The 24,902-nt window shown below is 75.2% G+C and carries 23 protein-coding genes; 15 read left to right on the top strand and 8 right to left on the bottom strand.

All coding sequences use genetic code 11. From position 1 onward, the window contains the following. Window positions 1-46 precede the first annotated feature (46 nt). Genes WHI96_RS11900 through WHI96_RS11890 form a run of 3 tightly spaced genes read left to right on the top strand, consistent with a single transcriptional unit; the run spans window position 47 to window position 3,143 of the window. Entirely contained in the window at window positions 47-1,003 is a 957-nt protein-coding gene (locus WHI96_RS11900; RefSeq protein ID WP_345654581.1) for a glycine betaine ABC transporter substrate-binding protein, read from the top strand. After that, window positions 1,000-2,208, top strand: a complete 1,209-nt coding sequence (locus tag WHI96_RS11895; RefSeq protein ID WP_345654579.1) for a quaternary amine ABC transporter ATP-binding protein — start codon at window positions 1,000-1,002, stop codon at window positions 2,206-2,208. Before WHI96_RS11900 ends, WHI96_RS11895 begins: the two co-directional genes overlap by 4 nt. After that, complete coding sequence (locus tag WHI96_RS11890; protein WP_345654577.1) at window positions 2,208-3,143, top strand: ABC transporter permease; 936 nt, start codon at window positions 2,208-2,210, stop codon at window positions 3,141-3,143. Before WHI96_RS11895 ends, WHI96_RS11890 begins: the two co-directional genes overlap by 1 nt. Window positions 3,144-3,410: 267 nt before the next feature. On the opposite strand, the gene WHI96_RS11885 is transcribed toward WHI96_RS11890, so the two are convergent. Genes WHI96_RS11885 through WHI96_RS11870 form a run of 4 tightly spaced genes read right to left on the bottom strand, consistent with a single transcriptional unit; the run spans window position 3,411 to window position 5,633 of the window. After that, window positions 3,411-3,797 carry an MmcQ/YjbR family DNA-binding protein gene (locus tag WHI96_RS11885; protein WP_345654574.1) on the bottom strand — a complete coding sequence of 129 codons (387 nt, stop codon included), beginning with the start codon at window positions 3,795-3,797 and terminating at the stop codon, window positions 3,411-3,413. Continuing rightward, window positions 3,794-4,186 carry a VOC family protein gene (locus WHI96_RS11880; RefSeq protein WP_345654571.1) on the bottom strand — a complete coding sequence of 131 codons (393 nt, stop codon included), beginning with the start codon at window positions 4,184-4,186 and terminating at the stop codon, window positions 3,794-3,796. The genes WHI96_RS11885 and WHI96_RS11880 overlap by 4 nt, the downstream gene beginning before the upstream one ends. Then, the gene (locus WHI96_RS11875) at window positions 4,183-5,013 is read right to left on the bottom strand and encodes a helix-turn-helix domain-containing protein (protein ID WP_345654568.1); all 831 of its coding nucleotides are present in this window, start codon (window positions 5,011-5,013) and stop codon (window positions 4,183-4,185) included. Before WHI96_RS11875 ends, WHI96_RS11880 begins: the two co-directional genes overlap by 4 nt. Window positions 5,014-5,036: 23 nt before the next feature. After that, entirely contained in the window at window positions 5,037-5,633 is a 597-nt protein-coding gene (locus tag WHI96_RS11870) for a LysE/ArgO family amino acid transporter (RefSeq protein ID WP_345654565.1), read from the bottom strand. A gap of 75 nt (window positions 5,634-5,708) precedes the next feature. Here WHI96_RS11870 and WHI96_RS11865 point away from each other — a divergent pair, with 75 nt between their 5' ends. Next, window positions 5,709-6,602, top strand: coding sequence for a LysR family transcriptional regulator ArgP (locus WHI96_RS11865; protein WP_345654562.1), 894 nt, complete (start codon window positions 5,709-5,711; stop codon window positions 6,600-6,602). Between the two features lie 9 nt (window positions 6,603-6,611). On the opposite strand, the gene WHI96_RS11860 is transcribed toward WHI96_RS11865, so the two are convergent. Further along, window positions 6,612-6,824, bottom strand: coding sequence for a hypothetical protein (locus tag WHI96_RS11860; RefSeq protein WP_073574628.1), 213 nt, complete (start codon window positions 6,822-6,824; stop codon window positions 6,612-6,614). A 39-nt stretch (window positions 6,825-6,863) separates the two neighbouring features. After that, complete coding sequence (locus WHI96_RS11855) at window positions 6,864-10,574, bottom strand: transglycosylase domain-containing protein (RefSeq protein ID WP_349302378.1); 3,711 nt, start codon at window positions 10,572-10,574, stop codon at window positions 6,864-6,866. Between the two features lie 935 nt (window positions 10,575-11,509). Here WHI96_RS11855 and thrS point away from each other — a divergent pair. The 8 genes from thrS to WHI96_RS11815 all read left to right on the top strand — a co-directional run bounded on the left by thrS (window position 11,510) and on the right by WHI96_RS11815 (window position 20,498). Then, complete coding sequence (gene thrS, locus WHI96_RS11850) at window positions 11,510-13,564, top strand: threonine--tRNA ligase (RefSeq protein ID WP_345653058.1); 2,055 nt, start codon at window positions 11,510-11,512, stop codon at window positions 13,562-13,564. A gap of 9 nt (window positions 13,565-13,573) precedes the next feature. Beyond that, window positions 13,574-14,131 (top strand): HIT family protein, encoded by a 558-nt coding sequence (locus WHI96_RS11845; RefSeq protein ID WP_345653059.1) that lies wholly within the window; start codon window positions 13,574-13,576, stop codon window positions 14,129-14,131. A 94-nt stretch (window positions 14,132-14,225) separates the two neighbouring features. Next, complete coding sequence (gene pgsA / locus WHI96_RS11840; RefSeq protein WP_345653061.1) at window positions 14,226-14,840, top strand: phosphatidylinositol phosphate synthase; 615 nt, start codon at window positions 14,226-14,228, stop codon at window positions 14,838-14,840. After that, window positions 14,833-15,723 carry a phosphatidylinositol mannoside acyltransferase gene (locus tag WHI96_RS11835; protein ID WP_345653064.1) on the top strand — a complete coding sequence of 297 codons (891 nt, stop codon included), beginning with the start codon at window positions 14,833-14,835 and terminating at the stop codon, window positions 15,721-15,723. The genes pgsA and WHI96_RS11835 overlap by 8 nt, the downstream gene beginning before the upstream one ends. Further along, window positions 15,720-16,844 (top strand): glycosyltransferase family 4 protein, encoded by a 1,125-nt coding sequence (locus WHI96_RS11830; protein ID WP_345653067.1) that lies wholly within the window; start codon window positions 15,720-15,722, stop codon window positions 16,842-16,844. The genes WHI96_RS11835 and WHI96_RS11830 overlap by 4 nt, the downstream gene beginning before the upstream one ends. Further along, window positions 16,841-17,428 (top strand): NUDIX hydrolase, encoded by a 588-nt coding sequence (locus WHI96_RS11825; RefSeq protein WP_345653070.1) that lies wholly within the window; start codon window positions 16,841-16,843, stop codon window positions 17,426-17,428. The genes WHI96_RS11830 and WHI96_RS11825 overlap by 4 nt, the downstream gene beginning before the upstream one ends. Window positions 17,429-17,444: 16 nt before the next feature. Beyond that, window positions 17,445-18,362 carry a pyridoxal 5'-phosphate synthase lyase subunit PdxS gene (gene pdxS, locus WHI96_RS11820; RefSeq protein WP_345653072.1) on the top strand — a complete coding sequence of 306 codons (918 nt, stop codon included), beginning with the start codon at window positions 17,445-17,447 and terminating at the stop codon, window positions 18,360-18,362. Between the two features lie 348 nt (window positions 18,363-18,710). Further along, window positions 18,711-20,498 carry a glycoside hydrolase family 16 protein gene (locus WHI96_RS11815; RefSeq protein ID WP_345653074.1) on the top strand — a complete coding sequence of 596 codons (1,788 nt, stop codon included), beginning with the start codon at window positions 18,711-18,713 and terminating at the stop codon, window positions 20,496-20,498. Here WHI96_RS11815 and WHI96_RS11810 read toward each other — a convergent pair whose 3' ends face one another. Next, on the bottom strand, window positions 20,499-21,059 hold the full coding sequence (locus WHI96_RS11810; RefSeq protein WP_226364951.1) for a helix-turn-helix domain-containing protein: 561 nt from the start codon (window positions 21,057-21,059) through the stop codon (window positions 20,499-20,501). Window positions 21,060-21,113: 54 nt separating this feature from the next. On the opposite strand from WHI96_RS11810, the gene WHI96_RS11805 reads away from it, so the two are divergent. From WHI96_RS11805 to WHI96_RS11795, 3 genes are read left to right on the top strand one after another with little or no spacing between them, the layout of a single operon-like run. Next, window positions 21,114-21,788, top strand: a complete 675-nt coding sequence (locus WHI96_RS11805) for an AzlC family ABC transporter permease (RefSeq protein ID WP_345653081.1) — start codon at window positions 21,114-21,116, stop codon at window positions 21,786-21,788. Then, window positions 21,785-22,093, top strand: coding sequence for an AzlD domain-containing protein (locus tag WHI96_RS11800; protein WP_345653084.1), 309 nt, complete (start codon window positions 21,785-21,787; stop codon window positions 22,091-22,093). Before WHI96_RS11805 ends, WHI96_RS11800 begins: the two co-directional genes overlap by 4 nt. Window positions 22,094-22,146: 53 nt before the next feature. Beyond that, complete coding sequence (locus WHI96_RS11795) at window positions 22,147-23,610, top strand: DUF2867 domain-containing protein (protein ID WP_345653087.1); 1,464 nt, start codon at window positions 22,147-22,149, stop codon at window positions 23,608-23,610. Window positions 23,611-23,661: 51 nt separating this feature from the next. Here the strand turns inward: WHI96_RS11795 and WHI96_RS11790 are convergent, their stop codons facing one another. Further along, window positions 23,662-24,900 carry an ABC transporter ATP-binding protein gene (locus tag WHI96_RS11790; RefSeq protein WP_345653090.1) on the bottom strand — a complete coding sequence of 413 codons (1,239 nt, stop codon included), beginning with the start codon at window positions 24,898-24,900 and terminating at the stop codon, window positions 23,662-23,664. Between the last annotated feature and the right edge of the window lie 2 nt (window positions 24,901-24,902).

The raw sequence follows: 24,902 nt of genomic DNA, 5'->3' as shown, positions 1-24,902 counted from the left end.
CGACCGGGGCGCGGAGTGTCGACGACCCCCGAGAGGACGTGCCCCCGTGGCCGATCCGCCCGTTCACGCACCCCGGACCAGGACGGTCCGCCTGGTCACAGCCCTGCTCGCGGTGCTGCTGGCCGCGACCGGCTGCGCGTCCGCCGGGGCCGACGGTCCGACGGTCCGACTCGCCCAGTTCCCGTGGAGCGCGGCGAAGCTGACCAACGCGATCCTCGGTGAGGTCGTCGCGACCCACCCGGAGCTCGGCGTCGGCCGGCTCAAGACCATCCAGGTCGGACCCGCGACCGCGTGGGCAGGTGCCCAGCGCGGTGACGTCGACGCCCTCTCCGAGGTCGCGATGCCCAACCAGTCCGAGCTGGCCGCGAAGGCGGAGGACCGGATCCAGCTGGTGCACCCGACCTACTCCGGCGCCGAGCAGGGCTGGTACGTGCCCAGCTACGCCGTCGAGCCGGGTCAGCCGCTGGCCGGGCTGACCAGCGTGACCCAGCTGAACGACTACGCCGACGCCCTCGGCAACCGGCTCGTCGACTCCGACCCCAGCTTCCTCACCACCGAGTACAACGCGAAGCGCCTCGCCGGCTACCGGCTGGACCTGGAACAGGTGACCTCCAGCGAGGCCGCGCAGATCGCCGAGCTGCGCCGCGCCTACGAGCGCCGCCAGCCGATCCTGGTCTACCTGTACCGCCCGCACTACATCTTCGAGGAGCTCCAGCTGACCAAGCTGGCGGAGCCGACCCCGGCTCGGGAGGACTGCTACACCACCGGCGACGGCGCCTGCGCCATGCCGGCGTACTCGGCCTGGACCGCGGCGAGCCCGGACCTGGCGCGCACCAGCCCCGGCTTCGCGGCGATGCTGCGCCGGTTCGAGCTGCCGCTGGCCGATGTCGAGCAGATGCTCCAGCGGGTCGACGTGGACAACGAGGACGTGGAGGTGGTGGCGCGGGACTACGTGGCCGCGCACCCGGACCGCGTCCGCCAGTGGGTGGGAGCCGGAGCATGATCGAGGTACGGAACCTGACCAAGGTCTTCGGCGACGGCAGGGCGGCCGACGAGGCCGTCCGGCTCGCCGGGGAGGGCGAGGGGCGCAGCGGGATCCAACGCCGCACCGGCGCCACCCTCGCCGTGCACGACGTGTCCTTCGACATCGCCGACGGCGAGCTGTTCGTGATCATGGGCCTGTCCGGATCGGGCAAGTCGACGCTGGTCCGGCTGCTGAACCGGCTCATCGAGCCGACCTCGGGCAGCATCACCGTCGACGGCCGCGACCTCGGCTCCCTCGGCGACGCCGACCTGCGGACCCTGCGCAACGAGCGGATCGCGATGGTGTTCCAGCACTTCGCGCTGCTGCCGCACCGCACCGTCCGGCAGAACGCCGAGTACGGACTGCAGATCCGCGGCGTCGACGCCCGCACCCGCCGGGAGAAGGCGGAGTGGGCGCTCGAGCAGGTCGGCCTCGGCGAGCGCGCCGACGCCCTGCCCGGCCAGCTCTCGGGCGGCATGCAGCAACGCGTCGGACTCGCCCGGGCGCTGGCCAGCGACACCGACGTGCTCCTGATGGACGAGCCCTACTCCGCGCTGGACCCGCTGATCCGGCGCGACATGCAGCAGCTGCTCGTCCGCCTGCAGCGCGACCTCAAGAAGACCATCGTGTTCATCACCCACGACCTCAACGAGGCCATGCTGCTCGGCGACCGCATCCTGCTGCTCAAGGACGGCCGCCTGGTCCAGGTCGGCACCGGACCGGAGATCCTGGAGTCCCCGGCCGACGACTACGTCGCCGAGTTCGTCTCCGACGTCGACCGCAGCCGCGTCCTCACCGCCGCCGACGTCATCCGCGAGGCCCGCATCACCGTCACCCTCGACGAGCGCCCCGCCGACGTGCTCGTGCGACTCGGCAAGGCCGAGGCGACCGGCGCCTACGTCGTCGACGAGGACCACCGCATCCTCGGCGTCGTCCGCGACGACTGGCTCGGCCACGCCGCGGGACGGGGCGCCACCGGCATCGACCGGTCCGCCCTGGTCGAGGAGTACCGCACCACCGAACCGGACCGGCCGCTCATCGACCTGCTGCACCAGGTCGGACGGAACCCGGTCCCGCTCGCGGTGGTCGACGACGGCCGGCTCACCGGCGTCGTCCCGCGCGGCGCCGTGCTCGCCGCCCTGTCGACCCACGACGAGGCCACCGCCGACGGGAGGAACGCCTGATGCCCAGGTTCGAGTTCGGGAGCTACGTCGAGGCGTTCATCCTCTGGCTGCTGCAGAACGCCGGGGTCGTGTTCGACGCCATCGGGGTCGCGATCACCGCGGTCGTCGAGGCCGTGACCTCGGTCTTCACCACGCCGGTGTGGTGGGTCTGGCTGGTGCTGCTCGTGGCGCTCGCGCTGCTCGTGCGCGGGGTCGGTTTCGCCGTGTTCACCCTGGTCGGCTTCCTCCTCGTGTCCTCGTTCGACCTGTGGACCGAGACGATGGAGACCTTCGGCCTGGTGCTCGTCGCGGCGCTGATCGCGGTGGCGATCGGTGTGCCGCTGGGCATCTGGGCCGCCCGCAGCCGGGCGGCGAGCCGGACGCTGCGCCCGGTGCTCGACCTGGCGCAGACCGTTCCCGCGTTCGTCTACCTGATCCCGGTGGTGCTGCTGTTCGGGATCGGCGTGGTGCCGGGCGTCGTCGCGACGATCGTCTTCTCGATCGCGCCGGCGGTCCGGCTCACCGAGCTGGGCATCCGGGGAGTCGACGGCGAGGTCGTCGAGGCCGCACACGCCTTCGGGGCCCACCCCCGTCAGATCCTGCGCGAGGTCCAGCTGCCGATGGCGCTGCCGTCGATCATGGCCGGCGTCAACCAGGTGATCATGCTGGCGTTGTCGATGGTGGTCGTCGCGGGCCTCGCCGGTGCCGACGGGCTGGGTACGACGGTGGTCAGCGCGGTCACCCAGCTCGACATCGCCACCGGCGTCGAGGGCGGGCTCGCCGTCGTCATCGTGGCGATCTTCCTCGACCGGTTCACCTCGGCACTGGCCGAACGCCCCGAGGGGAGCCTGCTCGCGCGGCTGCGCGCCCGGCGCCCGCAGAAGGCCGCAGGCCCGGCCGCCGGGCGCACCTCCCCGGCTCCGGCCGGTTCGGCGGTGACCGGCGCGAACGCCTGACCGATGTCCGTCCTGCTCCGGCACCGGCCGGCTGCGGTGCCCGGCCGGCACCGGAAGATCACCGGTCGTGGAGCCCTCCGTTCGCGACGCGGGCGTCATCCTCCACAACCGGCGATCCCGGGGAACGGGCGGAGGCGGTGCGGCCGGGACGGGTGGGTGGCGTACCCGGCACGGTGCAGGGCACAGCGGCCGACGGGTTCGATCCCGTGCGGGACGCGTTCGCCGCGCTGCTCCGGTCCGTCCGCGGGTCGGGCCCCGCGGCCCGAGTCAGCCGCCCGGCCGGTCGAGGAGCCGGGCCGGGGCGACGCAGCGCCACGCGTCGGTCACGATCTCGGTGATCTCGTCGCGGTCGGGGGCGTCGGCGCCGGTGCCGTCGAGCACCACCCCGAGCCAGCCGCGGTGGCCGACGTAGGCGGGCCGGAAGAACCGGGCCGGGTCCTCGGCGACCAGCTCGGCCTGCACGCCCGGCGGCGCGGCGCACCAGAACGCCAGATGGGGATGGCCGTGGTGGTGCTCGGCGTAGGAGACGAACATCCTCCGCACGAACCACGACGGCCACCCGTGGCTGACCTTCTCGGTCACCTCGGGCAGGGACAGGCAGATCTCCCGCAGCCACGGCAGCGGGTCGGCGGGGTCCGGGTGGCGTGCGGTCACGGGCGCCCCGGGGACGGCCGGTAGGTCCCCACACTCCACGTGTTGCCCTCCGGGTCGGCGACGGCGCACTCGCGCGAACCGTAGTCCTGGTCGACCGGGCCCATGGTGATCTCCGCGCCGGCGGCGGCCGCGCGGGTGTGCACCGCGTCCGGGTCGTCGCAGGTCAGGTAGATCACGGCGCGGCCGGTGTCGAAGCGGTCGCCCCCGGGCCGGCGCGGTCCGATCAGGAGCAGGCCGGTGTCGTCGCCGTCGTCCCAGGCGAGCTCGGCGTGGGCGACGGCGCCGTCGTCGCCGGTGTGGACGGCGACCTCCCGGAAGCCGAGCGCGGTGGTGAGGAACGCGATCGCGGCGCGGGGGTCGTCGTAGCGGAGGGTGGGGTGGATGCTCATGACGCCCGATCCTGGCCGGGACGCGGCGGCGCGTCGTGAAGCAATGGGAACTGCTCGGCCCGGAACGCGGCGGGCGTGATCCCCGCGAGCGCCCGGAACTCGCGGGTGAGGTGGGCCTGGTCGGCGTAGCCGCAGCCGGCGGCGACCACGGCGAGCGGTGCCCGCCCGCCCCCGACCAGCTCCGCGGCGCGCGCGAAGCGCAGCACCCGCCGGACGGTGCCGGGCGCGAGACCGACCTGGGTCCGGAACCGGGACTGCAGGTGACGGCGGCTCCAGCCGGTCTCGGCGGCCAGCTCCGCGACGCCGACCCGGCCCGCGGTCGCGCTGAGCCGGTCCCAGGCGTAGCGCACCTCGGGTGCGGGGACGCGGGCCCGGTCGTCCAGCAGCCGGTCCGCGAGCAGCGCGCTGACCAGCGCGAACCGGCCGTCCCAGGTCGGCTCGGCGGCCAGGCGGGCGGGCAGCGCGGCGAGCAGGGGGTCGTCGAGCTCGTCGAGGCGGGGCACCGTACCGCCGGGCAGCGCCCGCCCGCCGAGGAGCGTGTAGGTCGCCGCCGGGGTCAGGTCCACCTGCACCCCGGCCTGCGGGCCGGTGAACTCGGTGAGCACCCATGTTTCGCTCAGGCCGCCGACGAACGCGGCCGCCGACCCGGTCCCGACGGCCGGCCCGGACAGCGTCAGCGGGTGCAGCCCCAGGATCAGCGCGGTCCCGGCGGAGGGCGGCTGGCGACGACGCAGGGGAGCGGCGGCGTGCTCGCGGTAGCCGAGGTAGCGCAGCACGTGCCCGCGCAGCGCGGCGGGCGGTCGCCCCGGCACGTACTCGGCGGACATGGACGATGTTGTACCCCCACTCCTCACCCGACGGCCAGCGCGACCGCCAGGCCGAGCATCACCGCGGCGACGACGCCGTCGAGCACCCGCCACGCCGTGGGCCGGGCGAAGAGCCCCGCGAGCCGCGCCGCGCCGAAGCCGAGCCCGGAGAACCAGGTCAGGCTGGCCACGACCACCCCGGCGCCGAACGCCCACCGGCCGTCGTCGCCGTGCGCGGCGGCCAGCGACCCGAGCACCAGCAGGTCCAGCATCATGTGCGGGTTCAGGAAGGTGAGCGCCGCCGCGCTCCCCAGGACGGGCACGAGCGGCCGGGCCGAGCCGTGGGGATCGGCGTCGAGCGCACCGGGTCGGACGGCGCGCCGCAGCGCCAGCAGGCCGTAGCCGGTCAGCCACACGACCCCGCCCCGGCGCACCACCTCGACCAGACCCGGTACGCGGTCGACGAGCAGCCCGACGCCCGCGACCGCCGCGGTCACCAGCACCAGGTCGGCCAGCACGCAGAACACCACCACCGCCGGGACGTGCTCACGGCGCAGCCCCTGCCGCAGCACGAACGCGTTCTGCGCCCCGATCGCCGCGATCAGCGACAGTCCCGTCCCGAATCCCGCCAGCACACTCACGTCACCGACGCTAGGCCGACCGCGTCAGGAACACGTCAGCAACTGAAAGAACGTCACGAACTGTAGTGTTGCTTCATGTACGACCGGGAGCGGCTGGCCACCCTGAGCGCCGTGGTGGAGGAGGGCGGTTTCGACGCCGCCGCCGCGCGGCTGTCGATCACGCCGTCCGCGGTGTCCCAGCGGATCAAGGCCCTGGAACGGCAGGCGCGCCGGATCCTGGTGCGCCGCACGCGTCCGTGCGTCGCGACCGAGGAGGGGGCCGCGCTGCTGCGGCTGGCCCGTCAGATCGCGGTGCTGGAGGGGGAGGTCGAGGCCGGGTTCGGCAGCGCCGACACCGCGGGCACGCACCTGCCGATCGCGGTGAACGCGGACTCGGTGACCCACTGGTTCCTGTCCGCGGTGGTCCCCCTGGCCGCGCGGCACGGGGTCCGGCTGGACCTGCACGTCGACGACGAGGAGTACACCGCGGCCCTGCTCCGCGAGGGCTCGGTGGTCGGGGCGGTCACGACGTCGTCGGCGCCGGTGCAGGGCTGCGCGGTCCGGCCGCTGGGCGCGACCCGCTACCGGCCCGTCGCCGCCCGGCCGGTGTACGACCGGTGGTTCGCCGGGCGGGACCCGGCCGAGGCGTTCCCGCTCGCCCCGCGGGTCGACTTCGGGTCGAAGGACCGGTTGCAGACCCGGTTCGTCCGCGGGCTCACCCACCGGCCGTGCACCGGCCCGGCGCACCGGGTGCCCGCCGCCGACGGCTACCACGAGGCGATCCGCGCCGGTCTGGGTTGGGGCATGTTCACCGACGGCCCGGCGCGCGAGGCGAACGCCGCCGGGCGGATCGTGCTGCTCGACGCGGAACGCCACCTCGACGTCCCGCTGTACTGGCAGCACTGGAAGCTCAGCACCACGGTCCTCGACGCGCTCACCGAGTCGGTCTGCGCGGCGGCGGCGACGATCCTGGTGCCGCCGGCCCGGTGACGGGAGGTCTCAGATCCCGGACCGCCAGGGGCGTCCGAGCCGGATGTCGCAGGTGATGACGCCGCGGTCGACGCCGGTGAGGTCCGCGATCAGGTCGCGGACCGCGTCCTCGGCCACCCGAGGGTCGTCGACGGTGGTCGACGCCTCGATGCCCGGCACGTAGAGGGTGAGCCTGCGGTCCGCCCGCCAGGCCACCACCTCGAAGTGATGGTCACCGGTCACCCGTCCACGGTAGCCCGGCCGCGGCACGAACGGGGCGGATCAGCCGACGGTCGGGTCGGCGGCGCGGCCGGTGTCGGCGCCCGGCTGCGCGTCGTCCTGCTGGGCGGGCACCGGGTCGCCGGTGGTCTCCGGGACGCCGGTCGGCTCGACCGGGGCCGGGGGGTCGGTGGGGGCGACCGGATCCGCGGTCGGCTCCGGCGTGGGCTCGGCCGACGGCGTGCTCGTCGGCGTCGGCGGGGCGGTCGGCTCGTTCGGCGCCAGGGTGGAGGGCGACTCGCCGATCGGTCTGAACGCCGGGAACTCGGCCGCGCCGGTGGTGCGCACGGTGTCGGACATGAACGCCTTCCACACCGACCCGGGCAGGTCGGCGCCGTTGATCGGGCGGCCCGCGGAGTCCTGGATCGGGTCGTTGCGGTCGGTGCCGACCCACACGGCCGTCGCGATCCCGGGGGTGAAGCCGGCGAACCAGGCGTCGTTGTTCTGACCCTCGAACCGGGACTGGACGGTGCCGGTCTTGCCGGCGGCCTCCTGCCCGTCGGGCAGCTGCAGGCCGTCGTTGTCGACGACGTTCATCATCGCCTCGACGACGTTGCGCGCCACCTGCTCGGGGAAGCGCTGCTCGCCCTCGCCCGGCTGGTACTCGTAGAGCACCCGCCCGTCGGAGTCGACGACCTTGGACACCATGTGCGGGGCGTGCCAGACACCACCCGCGGCGATGGTGGCGTAGGCCGACGCCAGCTGGACCGGCGTGACCTCCTTGTTGCCCAGCGGGAGCCGCGCGTCAGGGTTGTCCAGCGGGGCGGTGATCCCGGCGAGCCGGGCCGCGTCGGCGACCTTCTGCGGCCCGACCTGCGCGGCGAGCTTGGTGAAGACGACGTTGTTGGAGATCGTCATCGCCTGCTTGAGGTCGCAGCGCGGGCAGTTGGCGCCCTCGGAGTTGCGCAGTCCCGGCCGTTCGGACCCGTCGAAGGTGGTGCCCAGGCCGATCGGCGGGTCGTTCAGGAGCCCGGCGAGCACGGCGAACGGCTTGAACGTCGACCCGGGCTGCTTCATGACCTGGGCGTAGTCCAGGCCGGTGCCGTTCGACCCGCCGTAGTAGCCGAGGATGCCGCCGGTGCGCGGGTCGATCGCGACCGCGCCGGTGCGCAGCAGCTCCGGCTCGCCGCGCAGCTTCTGCTCGACCGAGTCGGTGAGCTGCTGCTGGCGCTGCGGGTCGATCGTCGTCGTCACCTGGAGGCCGCCCTGGGCGAACGCCTGCTCGGAGATGCCCAGCGAGCCCAGCTCGGAGCGGACCGCGTTGAGGATGTGGCCGCGGGCGTCGGTCAGCGACGACGAGCGCGAGGTGTTCTCCGGCGCGATGGTCTGCGGGAACACGGCGGCCTGCCGGTCGGCCCTGGAGAGCCAGCCCTGGGCGGCCATGCCGTCGAGGACGAAGTTCCAGCGCTGCTCCGCCCGGTCCGGGGAGTTCGCCGGGTCCCAGTTGGACGGCGACTGGATGATCCCGGCGAGCAGCGCGCCCTCGCTGGGGGACAGCTGGGCCGCGGGCTTGCCGTAGTAGGCGAGGCTGGCGGACTCGATGCCGTAGGCGCCGCGGCCGAAGTAGATGGCGTTGAGGTAGTCGTTGAGGATCTCGTCCTTGGACTTCTGCCCGGAGACCTTCAGCGAGACGATCAGTTCCTTGTACTTGCGCCAGTACGTCGCGTCGTTGCCGACCAGGGTGTTCTTCACGTACTGCTGGGTGATCGTCGACCCGCCGCCGACGCCCCCGGTCAGCTGGGCGACCATCGCCCGCAGGATGCCGGTGAAGTCGAAGCCCGGGTTCGAGTAGAACGACCGGTCCTCGGCCGCCAGCACGGCCTCGCGCACGTGCACCGGGATGGCGTCCATCCCGACCTTGATCCGGTTGCCCTGCTCGGGTACCAGGCGGGCGAGTTGGCCGCCGTCGGCGTAGGAGACGGTGGCGATCTGGTTCTGCACCGCGTCGTCGGTGCTGGGGATCGGGAACAGCAGCCAGCCGAGCCCGAGCAGCAGCAGCGGCAGCAGCACGATCGACGCGGCCGTCCCGACCAGCGAGTACACGACCTGCCTGCGACGCCGGGTCCGGCGCTCCTCGGGGGTGAGGGCGGCCTTCTGGTCGGCGTCGAGGATGCCGAGGCGGCGGCGCACGACACCCACGCCGGGCCCGACGAGTGCGATGACCCGGTCGAAGGGTCCGTCGGGCTCGGCGCGGCGCCGGCGGCGCGGGCCGGGGGCCGCGGCGTCGACGAGCTCGGTGCCCGCCTCGTCGCCGGGGGCGGAGACCAGGGCGGTGGGCGCACCGCCGTCGCCGCGCGGGGCGGTGGCGGGCACGAGCCCGGTCGGGGCCTCGGCGGCGGGGGCGGGGGCGGGCGCGGGCGCGGCGTCGCCGGGTCCGGGACGGCGGCGGCGACCACCCGTGCGTGCGGGCATGGCGTCCGTGGCGGACCCGGCCTCCTCGTCCGGCTCGGGACGACGACGGCGGCCGGTGCGGGTGGCCGCGGCGGTGCCGTCCGGGGCCGCCGGGCCCGGGGACGGCGCCGAGGGCGCGGCGACGGCCGTGGAGGACACAGCAGCGGACGCAGCGGCGGACGCAGCGGGGGCCCCGTTGGTGGTCGCCGTGGTGGCGGCCGCCGGGGCCGGCCGCGCGGCACCGGTCGGGGGCACGGCGGGCCGGGGGACCGGCGGCGGCGACGGGTGCTGCCCGGGGCGGGGCGCGGCGCCCTGCGGACCGGCGCCGGGGGCGCTCGGAGCCGCCGGGGCGGGGCGGGTGCCGGATGCTGCCGCCGGGCCGGGCGCGGCGGGACGCGGCGCGGCAGGGCCCGAGGTGGCCGCGGAGCCCGGCCCACCGACGACAGGGGTCGCAGGGGATCCCGGGGCGGGGCGCTGACGGGGCCCGGTGATCCGGCGCCCCGGGGCGGGCGCGGTGCCGTGGGCGTCGTCGTTCTCGGGCCGGGGCGTCCCGGTCGCCGGGCGGTCGACCGGCGCGGCCGGGGCCGACGCGGTGGGCTGCCCGCCCGGGAACGACGGTGCGGGGCCCGACCGGCCGGGCCCGCCGGCGCCGGGGCGCCGCTGGGGACCGGTGGTGTGCCGGGGCTCGGCCGAGGGGGGCGGGCCCGCGGGTGTCGCGCCGGTGGCGGCGGGCCGCGGGGTGCTGCCGGGCTCGCGGGGCACGGTGCCGCCGCGCACGCGCAGCCCGACCCTCGTGGTGCCCCCGGATCCGTTGACGCCCGAGCCGTTGCCCCTGGAGCCGTTGCCCCTGGAGCCGTCGCCCCTGGAGCCGTTGACGCCGGAGCCCGTGCCGCCCGAGCCGTTCGCGGAGGTGCCGTTCGCGGGAGCGCTGCGTGTGGGGGCGCCGTCGGCCGGGGCCCCGATACCGGGGCCGGCGGTGGCGGGAGCGGCCCGGTCGGCCCGCCGGGAGCGCCGACGGCCGGAGCCGCCGTCCTCCCCGGCGCCGGGTGCCCCGTCCGGACCCGGGCGCCCGGTCGACCCGGTGACCCGGACGACGTCGGCGAAGGAACGGGCCTCCGACTCACCGGACCGCGCGCGCCGTGCACCGGCGGGGGCGCCGTGCCGGGCCGGGGCGCCGGAGTCGGCGCGGGCGACCTGGTCGCTGCCGTGCCGGCCGGTCGGGCGCTCCTCGGTGTCGACCGCACGACCGGAGCCGGACGAACCGTAGGAATCGGACTCCGGGGAGCGGCGCGACCGCGGCGGTGGGGGCGGGCCTGCGGGCAACCGGCTCTCCCTTCTGGTCGACGGCCGGCGGAGCCGGACGGTGGCGTGGTCCCACCCGGTCAACGAGGTCGCTGTGTCAACGAGGGACCGGAGGGCGGCGTTGTGCCCACCTGATCGACGTCACTCGAATGTCGGCACGTCAGCGGGGGGATGGCGCGCTCCGTGACCGGATCACCCGATCATGGTGCGGCATGCGGACCATCGTGCCTGCGGCCGAAGGGATGCACAGGCGACACGATCACTGCGTCGAGCAACGGCCGGTTGCGTGCGACGACGCGCGGGTGGCCCAGCGTCGGACGGCCGGACGGCCGCACCGGGCGGGACGACCGGCCGTCGTCGATCGACGGGCGGCGGCAACCCCGACGCCGACCTGCGGTGACGGGGTCAGGAGAGCAGCGGGCCCATGCGGTCGCGCAGCGCCACCGCGACCGACAGCGGCCGCACGGGCACGGTGACCTCCCGGATCCTCGTCGTCGCGGCAGAGGGCGACGGCCGTGTCGAGGTCTCCGCCCTCGATCGCGGCCCGGAAGCGGGCGGCGGCGTCGTTCACGCCCGCGGTGGTGCCCCGGCCGCCCCGGGTCAGGCGGCCGCGGCCGCCGGGCGCAGGCCGACGGCGAGGCCGGCAGCTCGTAGGAGCGCAGGCGGTCCTCGCCGCGGACGGCCGAGGTCGCCACCATCAGCGCTGCTCGACGAACGCCCGGGCCGCGTCGGTCCACTCGAAGGCCGCGACCTCCTCGGGCCGGGCAGCGGGCGCGGGTCGCGGAGGCACAGGTGCAGGAACTGCAGCGCCGAGGGCGGCGCCGGCTCGCGGGCGCGCTCGTCGGGCGTCCTCCCGGCGGTCGAAACCGGTTCGCGGCCCCCGACTAGCATCGGGGGACCAGTCCCGCATCCACCCCCTCCGTGCGGGATCCCACCCCACCCCTGGAGGCACCCCCGTGTCCGCACCGTCCGCCCCGCCCGCGTCCGCCCCGATCCGGGTGCCGGCCGGGACGACCGCCGGCGCGCGCGTCCGGGAGGGCGGGCTGCCGACCAGTGGTCCCGAGGCGATCGTCGTCGTGCGCGACACCGAGGGCGCCCTGCGCGACCTCGCCTGGGCCCCCGAGGCCGACGCCGAGGTCGTCCCGGTCCCCGCGAACACCGAGGAGGGGCGCAGCGTCATCCGGCACTCGGCGGCGCACGTGCTCGCCCAGGCCGTCCAGCAGCTGTTCCCCAAGGCCAAGCTGGGCATCGGCCCGCCGGTCACCGACGGCTTCTACTACGACTTCGACGTCGACACCCCCTTCACCCCCGAGGATCTGAAGAAGATCGAGTCGGCGATGAAGAAGATCGTGAAGGCGGGCCAGCGCTTCGAGCGCCGTCGCTACGCCTCGAAGGACGAGGCCCGCGCCGAGCTGGCCGACGAGCCCTACAAGCTGGAGCTCATCGACATCAAGGGCGGCGCGGACGACGGCGAGGTCATGGAGGTCGACTCCTCCGGCGAGCTGACCGTCTACGACAACGTGCACGCCCACACCGGCGCCGTCGTCTGGTCGGACCTGTGCCGCGGCCCGCACCTGCCGACCACCAGGTTCGTCCCGGCGTTCTCGCTGACCCGCTCGGCCGCCGCGTACTGGCGGGGCGACCAGCGCAACGCCCAGCTCCAGCGGATCTACGGCACCGCGTGGGAGTCGCAGGAGGCGCACGACGCCTACCTGGAGCGCATCGCCGAGGCCGAGCGCCGCGACCACCGCCGCCTGGGCAGCGAGCTGGACCTGTTCAGCTTCCCCGACGAGATCGGGTCCGGCCTGCCGGTCTTCCACCCCAAGGGCGGCGTCGTCCGCAAGGAGCTGGAGGACCTCTCGCGCGAGCGGCACGCCGCGGCCGGGTACGAGTTCGTCTACACCCCGCACGCGACCAAGGGCGCGCTGTTCGAGAAGTCCGGGCACCTGGAGTGGTACGCCGAGGGCATGTACCCGCCCATGCAGCTCGACGCGGAGTACACCGGAGACGGTGAGCTGAAGCGGCCGGCCGTCGACTACTACCTCAAGCCGATGAACTGCCCGATGCACAACCTGATCTTCGCCTCGCGCGGACGGTCCTACCGCGAGCTGCCGCTGCGGCTGTTCGAGTTCGGCACCGTCTACCGCTACGAGAAGTCCGGCGTCGTGCACGGCCTCACCCGCGCCCGCGGCTTCACCCAGGACGACGCGCACATCTACTGCACCCGCGAGCAGATGCAGGGCGAGATCCGCAGCCTGCTGCAGTTCGTGCTCGATCTGCTGCGCGACTACGGCCTCGACGACTTCTACCTGGAGCTCTCCACCCGCAACCCGGAGAAGTCGATCGGGTCCGACGAGTCGTGGACCGAGGCCACCCAGGCGCTGCGCGACGCCGCGGAGAGCTTCGGGCTGGAGCTGCGCGACGACCCGGGCGGCGCCGCGTTCTACGCCCCCAAGATCTCGGTGCAGGCCCGCGACGCGATCGGCCGCTACTGGCAGATGTCGACCATCCAGGTCGACCTGATGCTGCCGGACCGCTTCGAGCTGGAGTACACCTCCTCCGACGGCTCCCGGCAGCGTCCGGTCATGATCCACCGCGCGCTGTTCGGCTCGATCGAGCGCTTCTTCGGCGTGCTCACCGAGCACTACGCCGGCGCCTTCCCGGCCTGGCTTGCCCCCGTCCAGGTGGTGGGGATCCCGGTCACCGAGGCCCAGGACGACCACGTCCGCGACATCGCCGCCCGGCTGCGCGCCGCGGGCATCCGGATCGACGTCGACTCCGGCGACGACCGGATGCAGAAGAAGATCCGCACCCACACCCTGGCGAAGGTGCCGTTCCTGCTGCTCGCCGGCGGTCGCGACGTGGAGGCGGGCGCGGTCAGCTTCCGCTTCCGCGACGGCTCGCAGACCAATGCGGTGCCGGTCGAGCAGGCGGTCACCTCGATCGTCGAGTGGGTGCGTTCGCGCACGAACACCTCGCCGACCGCGGAGAGCTTCGGGACCGGCGCCTAGGATCGGCGCATGGAGCAGGAGTGGGTCCCGCAGGAGGGGACCGGGACGCCCGACGGCTTCGCCCGGCTGTGGACCCCGCACCGGCTCGCCTACATCAAGGGCGCCGGTGACACCGGCTGCCCGTTCTGCCGGATCGCCCGGGGGGACACCCTGGGCGACTCGGCCGACCCGGACGCGGACAACCTCGTCGTCGCGCGCGGCGACGAGGTGTTCGCGCTGCTGAACCTGCACCCGTACAACCCGGGGCACCTGATGGTGCTGCCCTACCGGCACGTCGCGGACCTGGAGGACCTCACCGACTCCGAGGCGGGCGAGCTGATGGCGTTCACCCGGCAGGCCGTCGTGACCATGAAGAAGGTCGCGGCGCCGCACGCGTTCAACGTGGGCCTGAACCTGGGCCACGTCGCGGGCGGGTCGCTGGCCGAGCACCTGCACCAGCACGTCGTCCCGCGCTGGGGCGGCGACGCGAACTTCATCGCCGTCGTCGGGCAGACGAAGGTGATCCCGCAGCTGCTCGCCGAGACCCGCGACCAGCTGGCGCAGGCGTGGGAACCGCCACGTCGCTGACTCCGGCCGCGCCGACGGCGGGCGGACCCGGTGTCGGACTACGCTGGCAGCGTCCCCCACCGCCGCCGTCCTGCACGGGAGCACGCAGCCGCCGATGCTGAACCTGTTCGCCCGCGCGCACGTCAACCGGCTCTCCGACCCCGTCGGGCGGGCCCTGATCGACCGCGGTGTCAGCCCGGACACCGTGACCGTGCTCGGCACCGTCGGGGCCGTGGTCTGCTCGTTGGCGTTCCTGCCGACCGGGTGGCTGGCCCTCGGCGCGGTGCTGGTCACCCTGTTCGTGCTGACCGACCTGATCGACGGTGCGATGGCCCGCGCCCGCGGGCACGGCACCCCGTTCGGGGCGGTGCTCGACTCCACCTGCGACCGGATCGTCGACGGCGCCCTGTTCGCCGGGCTCGCCTGGTGGGCGCTGACCGGCGGGGCCGAGCCCCTCGCCGGGGCCGCCGCGCTGGTGGCCCTGGTCGGCGGTCAGATCGTGTCCTACGTCAAGGCCCGCGCCGAGTCCGTCGGGCTCACCGCCGAGGGCGGCCTCGTCGAGCGCGCCGAACGGCTCATCCTCGGCCTGGTCGGGGCCTTCCTGTCCGGCGTCGGGGTGCCGTGGGCGCTGACCGTCACCCTCGTCGTGCTGGCGGTCGGGACGGCGGTGACCCTCGGCCAGCGGATCCTGGCGGTGCGGCACAGCTCCCGCGAGGCCCCGCGTGCCTGACCTGCGGACGCGCACCGCCGACGCGCTGAGCGCCGCCGGGTACGCGGCGGGCTGGCGGGTGGCGGGGCGGCTGCCGGCCGGTGTCGTCGGACGGGTGTTCGACGCCGGCGCCGCGCTCGCGGTGCGCCGCGACGGTCCCGGGGTGCGACGGCTGCGGCACAACCTGCGCCGGGCCCGTCCCGACGCGACCCCCGCCGAGCTCGACGCCCTGGTCGACGCCGGGATGCGCAGCTACGCCCGCTACTGGCGCGAGGCGTTCGCGCTGCCCGGCCTCGACCCGGCCACGGTGCACGCCGCGATGCACCCGCACGCCCGCGGCGTCGCCGGTGCGCTGGCGGTCACCCGGTCCGGGCGCGGGGTCGTGTTCGCCCTCCCGCACGCCGGCAACTGGGACCTCGCCGGGCTCTACCTGCTGCGCGAGCTCGACCGGCTCGGGCTCGAACCGGCGCTGACCACCGTCGTGCAGCGGCTGCGCCCCGAGCCGCTGTTCCGCCGGTTCCTCGCCTACCGGCGCGCGCTCGGGTTCGAGGTCGTGACCGCCGACGACCCCCGCGCCGCGCACCGCGCGCTCACCGGGCGGCTGCGCCGCGGCGGGGTCGTCTGCCTGGTCGCCGACCGCGACCTGACCGGCACCGGGACCGACGTGACGTTCCTCGGGGGGCCCGCCCGGCTGCCGTCCGGCCCGGCCCGGCTCGCCCGGCTCACCGGCGCCGCGCTGCACCCGGCCTACCCCTACTTCACCGACGACGCCTGGGGCGTCGAGGTCGGCGCGCCGGTCCCGCCCGGTCCCGCTGCCGTCCAGCACCTCGCCGACGCGTTCGGCGACATGATCGCCCGCCGTCCGTGGGACTGGCACATGCTCCAGCCGGTCGGCGCCCGATGAGGATCGGGATCGTCTGCCCGTACTCCCTCGACGTCGCCGGGGGAGTGCAGCGCCACGTCCTGGACCTGGCCGCCGCGCTGCGCGCGCTCGGGCACACGGCCGAGGTCCTGGCCCCGACCACCGGCACCGCGCCCGAGTTCGTCACCCCGGCAGGGCGGGCCGTCGGCGTCCCCTACAACGGCTCCGTCGCCCGCGTCGCGTTCGGCCCGCTGACCCGCCACCGCACCCGGCGCTGGCTCGCCGCGCACGACTTCGACGTGCTGCACGTGCACGAACCCACGACCCCGTCGGTGTCGGCGCTGGCGCTGCTCGACGCCCGCGGGCCGGTCGTCGCGACCTTCCACACCTCCACCGAGCGGTCCCGGGTCCTCGCCGCGTTCGGACCCGTGGCACGCCCCCTGCTGGAGCGGGTGACGGCGCGGATCGCGGTGTCGGCGACCGCCCGCCGGGTCCAGGTCGAGCACCTGGGCGGCGACGCCACGGAGATCCCCAACGGTGTCGACGTCGCCCGGTTCGCCCGCGGACCGGCCCTGGACCTGCCGCCCGCGGTGCGCGTCGGCTACGTCGGCCGCTTCGACGAGCCCCGCAAGGGCATGCCGGTGCTGCTGGCAGCACTGCGCCGGGTCGTCGCCGACCGCCCGGACGTGCGACTGCTCGTCGTCGGTCGCGGCGACGGCGACCGGCTGCGGCGCGCCGCGGGACCGGGTCTGGCGGGCCGGATCGACCTGCTCGGGCCGGTCGACGAGGCGACCAAGGCCGCTGCGCTGCGCTCGGTCGCGATGTTCTGCGCACCGCACCGCGGCGGGGAGAGCTTCGGGATGGTGCTGACCGAGGCCATGGCCGCGGGCGCCCCGGTGCTGGCCGCGGACCTCGAGTCCTTCCGCGCCGTCCTCGACGACGGCCGCGCCGGTGCCCTGTTCCCGCCCGGCGACGACGCCGCCCTGGCCGCCGTGCTCACCCGCCTGCTCGACGACGCCGCCGCCCGCGCCCGGCTCGCCGCCGCCGGACGGGACCGGGTGCAGCGCTACGACTGGCCGGTCGTGGCCTCCGACGTGCTGCGCGTGTACCGGGCCGCGATCGCCGGCGCACCGCGGCCGCTGGTGCGCGGGGGCGCGCGGTGAGTACGGCCGTCGTCGCCGGGGGAGTGGTCCTCGCGGCGCTGCTGGTGGCGGCTCTCACCCTGTGGTGCGTGACACGGGTCCGGCGCCTGCACCGGCTGCACGTGCGGGTCGACGCCGCCCGGTCCGGGCTCGCCGCGGCGCTGGACGCCCGGGCCCGGGTCGCGCTCGCCGTCGCCGACGCCCTCGGTCCCGCCGCACCGCCGGACCTGCGCCGGGCCGCCGAGGCCGCGCGGGCACTGCCCGCTCCGGCCCCGGACGGCCGGGACCCGGCCGGGAGCCGCGCCGCTCGCGAGGCCGCGGAGAATGCCCTGACCAGGCAGCTCGCCGTCGTCGGGCGGGGGCCGGGCCGGCCCGGGCCCTGCGGCGACCTCGCCGACGCCGAGGTGCTGGTCGTGCTGGCCCGCCGGGTGCACAACGACGCCGTCCGCGACACCCGTGCCCTGCGCTCCCGGCGGCTGGTGCGGATGCTGCGGCTGCACGGCACCGCACCGGAGCCGGTGTACTTCGAGATCGCCGATCCGGAACCGCCGCGTTCACCTGCGCGACCTCACGTAGAATCGCCACGCAGTCCGACCGTCATGTGAGGAGCTCCGATCACCCGTGTCCGCAGCTGAGAACACCCCCGACACCGCCGGCCCGCAGCACGGCACCGCGCGGGTGAAGCGCGGGATGGCCGAGATGCTGAAGGGCGGCGTGATCATGGACGTCGTCACCCCGGATCAGGCCAAGATCGCCGAGGACGCCGGCGCCGTCGCCGTCATGGCCCTGGAGCGCGTCCCGGCCGACATCCGTGCCAACGGCGGCGTGGCCCGCATGTCGGACCCGGACATGATCACCGGCATCGTCGAGGCCGTGTCCATCCCGGTCATGGCGAAGGCCCGCATCGGCCACTTCGTCGAGGCCCAGGTCCTGCAGTCCCTCGGCGTCGACTACATCGACGAGTCCGAGGTGCTGACCCCGGCCGACGAGGCCCACCACATCGACAAGTGGGGCTTCACCGCCCCGTTCGTCTGCGGTGCGACCAACCTCGGTGAGGCCCTGCGCCGCATCTCCGAGGGCGCCGCCATGATCCGCTCGAAGGGCGAGGCCGGCACCGGCAACGTCGTCGAGGCCACCCGGCACATGCGCTCGATCCGCGCCGAGATCGGCCGGCTCGCCTCGCTCGACGCCGCCGAGCTCTACATCGCGGCCAAGGAGCTGCGCGCCCCGGTCGAGCTCGTCGCCGAGGTGGCCCGCACCGGGAAGCTGCCGGTCGTGCTGTTCACCGCCGGTGGTATCGCGACCCCGGCCGACGCCGCGATGATGATGCAGCTCGGTGCCGAGGGCGTGTTCGTCGGCTCCGGCATCTTCAAGTCCGGCGACCCGGCGCAGCGTGCGTCGGCGATCGTGAAGGCCACGACCTTCCACGACGACCCGGAGATGATCGCCAAGGTCTCCCGCGGCCTCGGTGAGGCCATGGTCGGCATCAACATCGCCGACATCCCCGACGAGCAGCGCTACGCCGCCCGCGGCTGGTAGACACCCCCCGCTCCGCCCCGAGAGCCCCGTCCGGCACACCGCCGGACGGGGCTCTCGTCGTTCCGTCCGCGCCCTGTCCCCGCCGCCGCACAGGTTCCGTGGGCGCCGCACAGGACCGGACCCGTGCGGCGGCGCCGGAACCCGTGCGGCGGGGGCGGGACCGGGTGCGGGCCACGGTCCGGTGACCCGATCGGTCCCTCGGACGCGTGGGGTGTCCGTTCCGGCCACGTTCCGCGGTCGCTCGGTGGAGGGGTTGCCTACTCGATGTGGTGACACAGGTGCTCATGGTGACTCTGTGGCATCTAGCGTTCCGTGGGGATCAGGAGACCACTGTTACGGAGGAGCCTGATGGGACGCTCTGTGAGGGTCGTGGCGATCGCCGCCGCGATGTTGATCAGCTTTCCGGCTACGGCGTTCGCGGACACCGGGGACGGTCGACCGGGTGCGACGACGACCGCGGACTGCCCCACGACGGGCACCGCCCCAGGTGGGGGAGCCGGTTCGGGTGGTCCGGCCACCGGTGGTGCCGGAGGCGCCGGGTCGGGGAAGCCCGGCGCCTCCGCCGCCCCCGGGACGGCCGGGCCCGAGGGGGACGGCCCGTCCGGGGACGGCTCGGACGACCACGGATCCTCCGGGGACGGGTCGGGGCACGACGGCGACTCGGGGCACGACGGCGACTCGGGGCACGACGGCGACTCGGGGAGCGGCGGCGACGGCTCCGGCGGTTCCGGTTCCGGCTCCGGTGACGGGGGCGGCTCCGGCGGCGACGGGGGATCGTCGGGGTCGGGCGGCTCGGGGAACGACGCGGGGTCCGGCTCGGGTGGCGACCGCGGCTCCGGTTCCGGCTCCGGTTCCGGCTCCGACCAGGGTACGGGTTCCGGTGGGGACTCCGGCGACACGGCATCGGGTGCGGGCGGCTCCGGCACCGGCGACACGGGGCCCGGCGACGACACGTCCCCGGGTCACGACACCGGCTCCGGCGGCGACCAGGGTTCCGGGGACGACCAGGGTTCCGGGGACGACCAGGGTTCCGGGGACGACCAGGGTTCCGGCGGTGACCGGGGTTCCGGGGACGACCCGAGCTCGGGCGGTGACCCGGGCTCGGGCGGCGACCAGGACAGCTCGGGTGGCGACCGCGGTTCGGCCGGCGACCAGGGCGGTCCGGCCGGCGACCAGGCCGGCGCCCCGGGCTCACCCGCCGACACGACCTCGGCGAACGCGACCCCGGGCACGGCGCCCGGTGGTGCCGCGACCACCCCGGCCGGCGAGCCGGCCCCCCGCGCGACCCCCGCCCCCGCGGACTGCGCCGCCGGCGCGGCACCGGCCGCCCCGGCGGTCCCGTCCTACCCGGGCGCGGCGACCACCGCCGCCGTCGCACACGACTGGGGCGAGCCCACCAAGGTCGACGACTTCGACGGCGACGCCCTCACGGGCTGGAGCTCCTACGACGGCCCCGGCCACGCCGGCAAGGGGACCCGTTCCCCGTCGGCGATCTCGGTGAAGGACGGCCTGCTCACCATCGACGGCGACGCCGACGGCACCACCGGCGGCACGGCCTGGTCCGACAGCAGCCAGAAGTACGGCCGCTGGGAGGGCCGGGTGCGGGCGCCCGCGTCGGACCCGTCGTACAACGCGCTGCTGCTGCTCTGGCCGACCGCCGAGAACTTCCCGGTCGGGGGCGAGATCGACTTCATGGAGATGACCGACCACACCCGGCAGAAGACCAACCTGTTCCTGCACTACGGCGAGGACAACTCCCAGGTCCAGGGCTCGGTCGACATCGACGCGACCCAGTGGCACAACTGGGCGGTCGAGTGGACACCGAAGGGCGTGACCGCCTTCGTCGACGGCAGGCAGTGGTGGCACACCGACGACACCTCGGTCCTGCCCCCCGGGCCGATGCACCTGACGATCCAGCTCGACTGGTTCCCCCAGGGCGGCGGCGAGGTGAAGCCCTCGGAGATGCAGGTCGACTGGGTCCGCCAGTACGCCCTGCCCGAGTCCGAGAAGGGCGGGGACGGCTCCGGCGACGCGGGCGGTGACGAGGGGCTCCTCGACGGACTGCTGCACCGCATCACCGAGGGCGGCCCGGACCGCGAGCCCGGCTCGGCGACCCGCGGCGCCAGCGGCACCTGATCAGCGGTACTCCATCACCAGCACCGCGGTGGCACCCGGCGTGAGCGCCCGGTAGCTGTGCGGCCGGTCGGCGGGGAAGGTGACGTGGTCACCCGGGTCGAGCTCGATCTGCTCGTCGTCCGGTCCGACGCTCCACCGGCCCGTGGACACGACCATGTGCTCGACGGTGCCGGGCGAGTGGGCGTGCGCCGTCCGCGCCGGCCCGGGCTCACAGGTGATGAGGTGCAGGTCGCGGCGGGCACCCGGCGGGCACGGCGAGAGCAGCGCGCCGGTGTACGCGGCCTCCTCCGACCGGATCGCGGGACGGTCGGCGAAGCGCACCACCCGCACCGGCGACGACGGCGGCTCCACCAGCGCACTGAACGGCACCCCCGCGACGACGGCGATCGCCCACAGCGTCTCGACGCTCGGGTTACCGGTCCCCGCCTCCAGCTGCGACAGCGTCGACTTCGCGATCCCCGCCCGGCGGGCCAGCTCGGCCGAGGAGATCCCGAGGCGTTCCCGCTCCCGGCGGATGGCCGCCGCGATCGTCGCGAGCGGCGGCCCAGGCGTTCGGTCCATCGGTCTCCTCGTTCGGCTTGACGAACACAGGCATCGTTGTTCACTGTATCGGGCATGCGTTCGATACAGCGAACGACCCGCGGGGACGTCCGCGACGCCGTCACCATCTCGGTGGCCGTCGCCGTCGTCGGGGTCTCCTTCGGCGCGCTCGCGCCGGCCGCCGGGCTGTCCCCGGCCATGACGACGGCGATGTCGCTGCTCGTGTTCGCGGGCGGCGCCCAGCTGCTGGTCACCGGGGTGCTGGCCGCCGGGGGAGGGGTGTGGGCCGCCGTCGCCGCGGGGCTGGTGCTCAACCTGCGGCACCTGCCGTTCGGCCTGGCACTGGCCCGTCACCTGGGCGGGGGCTGGGCGCGGGTGCCCGCAGCACACGTCGTCACCGACGAGTCGACGGCGTTCGTGCTGGCCCGCACGGACGTCCCCGGCCGGGGGTGGCGCGCGTTCCGGATCCTCGGCGTCGTGAAGTACGTGTGCTGGCAGCTCGGCACCGCGGCCGGTCTCGTGCTCGGTGCGAGCGTGCCGGACCCGGCCGCGTTCGGTCTCGACGCCGCCTTCCCGGCGGCGATGCTGGCGATGCTCGTCCCGATGCTGCGCCGGGTCGACGCCCGCCGGGTCGGTGCGGCCGCCGCCGCGGTCTCGCTGGCCTGCGCCCCGTTCCTGCCGGCGGGCCTTCCCGTGCTGGCCGGGCTGCTCGGCGTCACCGCCGCCGGGCGGACGGAGGAGGAGTCGTGACCGTCGCCGCGCTGCTCGTCCTCGCCGGCGGGACCTACCTCATGCGGTTGCTGCCGCTCGTCCTGCACGACCGGGTCGTCCTGTCCCCGCGCACCGTGCGACTGGTCGAGCTGGGCGCGGTCGGGCTGCTCGTCGCGCTCGTCGCCACCGGTACCTGGTTCGAGGGGGCCGGGTTCGCCGGCTGGGCCCGCCCGGCCGGGGTCGCCGTGGCCGCCGGTGCGCTGGTCCTCCGGGTGCCGTTCGTGCTGGTCGTCGTCCTCGCCGCGGCGACGACGGCCGGGCTGCGGCTGGCCGGGATCGCCTGAGCCGGTCGTCACCCCGGCGCGCGCCGCGCGCCGACGACCGCGAGGATCAGCCCATGCACGTGCTCGTCCTCGGCGCCACCGGCTACGTCGGCTCCCGGCTCGTCCCGCGCCTGCTCGCCGCCGGCCACGACGTCCGGGTGCTCGCCCGCACCCCGGGCAAGCTGGCCGCGCACCCGTGGGGCGAGGCGGTCGACGCCGTCCGCGGCGACGCCCAGCACCCCGCGGACGTGCGCCGGGCCTGCGCCGGCGTCGATGCCGTCGTCCACCTGGTGCACGCCATGGACGGCCCCGGCTACGCCGACCGCGACCGTACCGCCGCGCACGCGCTGGCCGACGGCGCCGCCGAGGCCGGCGTGCGCCGCATCGTCTACCTGGGCGGGCTGCAGCCCGAGACCGGCACCCGGCGGGTGTCGCAGCACCTGTCCTCGCGCCGCGAGGTCGGGGACATCCTGCTCGCCGGTCCGGTCCCGGCCGCCGTGCTGCGGGCCGGGATCGTCGTCGGCACCGGCTCGGCCAGCTTCGAGATGATCCGGCACCTCACCGAGACCGCGATGGGCGGTCCGCTGGTCCTGCCGCTGCCCGACCGGGCCTGGAACCGGATCCAGCCGATCGCCGTGGACGACGTGCTGTACGACCTCGCCGGCTGCCTCGACCTGCCCGCCGGGGTGGACCGGGCGTTCGACGTCGGCGGCCCCGACGTGCACACCTACCGGTCCCTGATGAGCGAGTTCGCCGCCGAGGCGGGGCTGCTGCGGCCGTTCCCGGTGCCCGTCCCGCTGTCCGCGCCGCGGCTCACCGCCCGCGCCGTCGCCGCGCTCACCCCGGTCGGCCGGGGCCTGGCCGAGCCGCTGGTCGAGTCGATGCGCCACGAGCTGGTGGCCGACCCCGACGACCTCGCGGCCCTCGACGCGCTCATCGGCACCCCGCCCGGCGGGCGGACCCCGTACCGCACGGCGGTCCGCCGCGCCCTCGACGGCGTCGGCGCGGCCGGGCCGGGCCCGTCCGACCCGCCCGGCAGCGGTCCGCTGGAGTGGGCGACGACCGACTCCCACGACGTCGCCGCCCCCGCCCGCGCCGTCTGGTCGGTGATCGAGACGCTCGGTGGCCCGCACGGCTGGTACACCGTCCCGGGCGTCGCGACGCTGACCGGCCACCTCGACGTCCTCGCCGGCGGGCCCGGTGTCGTCCCGCGCAGGCACGGCGACGGCCCGCCCCGCCTCGTCCCCGGTGAGCCCCTGGGCCGCTGGACCGTCGAGACCGTCGAGCCGGGGCGGCGGCTGGTGCTGCGTGCCGCGGACCGGCTCCCCGGCGACGCCCGGCTCGAACTCGCCGTCACCCCGACCGACCGGCTGACCAGCCGGTACACCCAGACCCTGCGGTTCACCCCGCGCGGGATGGCCGGTCGGCTGGGGTGGCTGGCGGCCTACCCGTCGCAGCGCTTCGTGTTCGCGGTGATGGCGCGGACGCTGGCCGGGGTCGCCGAGACCCGGTACCGGCGCGACGTCCGCGCCCTCTGACCCGCCCCGCGGCGACACCGGGGGCGAATCGGGAACGACACCGGGACCGGTTCAGCCCTCGCCGCGGGCCTGCGCCACCTGCTCGGCGCGGTCCTCGGCCGCGATCCGGGTCAGCTCGGCGCCGGCCTCGGGGTCGCGGGTGAGGTTGTCGCCCGACTCCGGGTCGAACACGTGGATCTTCCGCGCGTCCAGCCAGAACTCTGCGTCGCGGCCCTCCCGGATCCGGCTGGTCGAGTCGATCGACACGATCGCCTGCGTGCGCAGCTGGTCGGCGTCGAGCTCGCGCGAGAGGTCCTTGAGCTTGGTCTCCACCTCGGCCGGGGCCTCGTAGGGGATGTAGGCGTACTGCGAGTCGCCCAGCCACTCGGTCACGTCGACCTTCGCGGTGAAGGTGGACCCGACGTGCTTCTTGGCCTCGTCGACCAGCGACGCGTCCTCGAAGTACTCCGGCCGGATGCCCACCAGCACCAGCTCGCGACCGGCGATCCTCTCGGCGCGCGCGGCGTCGAGCTCGATCGGGCCGAACGGCGTCTCCAGCCGGCTCCCGGCCACGGTCGCGGGCAGGAAGTTCATCGGCGGCGACCCGATGAACCCGGCGACGAACAGGTTGACCGGCTGCTCGTAGAGCTCCCGCGGCGAGGCGACCTGCTGGATGACGCCCTTGCGCAGCACACAGACCCGGTCGCCGAGGGTCATCGCCTCGGTCTGGTCGTGCGTGACGTACACCGTGGTGATGCCCAGCCTGCGCTGCAGGCGGGCGATCTCGGTGCGCATCTGCCCGCGCAGCTTCGCGTCCAGGTTGGACAGCGGCTCGTCGAACAGGAACGCGTCGGCGTCGCGGACGATGGCGCGGCCCATCGCGACCCGCTGGCGCTGACCGCCGGACAGGTTGGCGGGCTTGCGCTGCAGGTGCTCCTGCAGCTCCAGGACCTTCGCCGCGGTGTCGACCTTCTGCTTGACCTCGTCCTCGGGCGCCTTGGCCAGGCGCAGCGGGAACGCGATGTTCTCGTAGACCGACAGGTGCGGGTAGAGCGCGTAGTTCTGGAACACCATCGACAGGTTGCGGTCCCGCGGGGCCTTGTCGTTGACGCGGTTGCCGGCGATGACCATGTCGCCGGAGGTGATGTCCTCCAGGCCGACGATCATCCGCAGCAGCGTCGACTTCCCGCAGCCGGACGGGCCGACGAGGATCATGAACTCGCCGTCGGCGATGTCCATGCTCACGTCGTTCACGGCCGGGAAGCCGTCCCCGTACTTCTTGACGATGTTCTTCATCTCGATCGACGCCATGG

It is taken from the genome of Pseudonocardia tropica (genome assembly GCF_040105315.1).
Lineage (GTDB): Bacteria > Actinomycetota > Actinomycetes > Mycobacteriales > Pseudonocardiaceae > Pseudonocardia > Pseudonocardia alni.
This window is presented reverse-complemented; position numbering and strand designations above follow the sequence as displayed.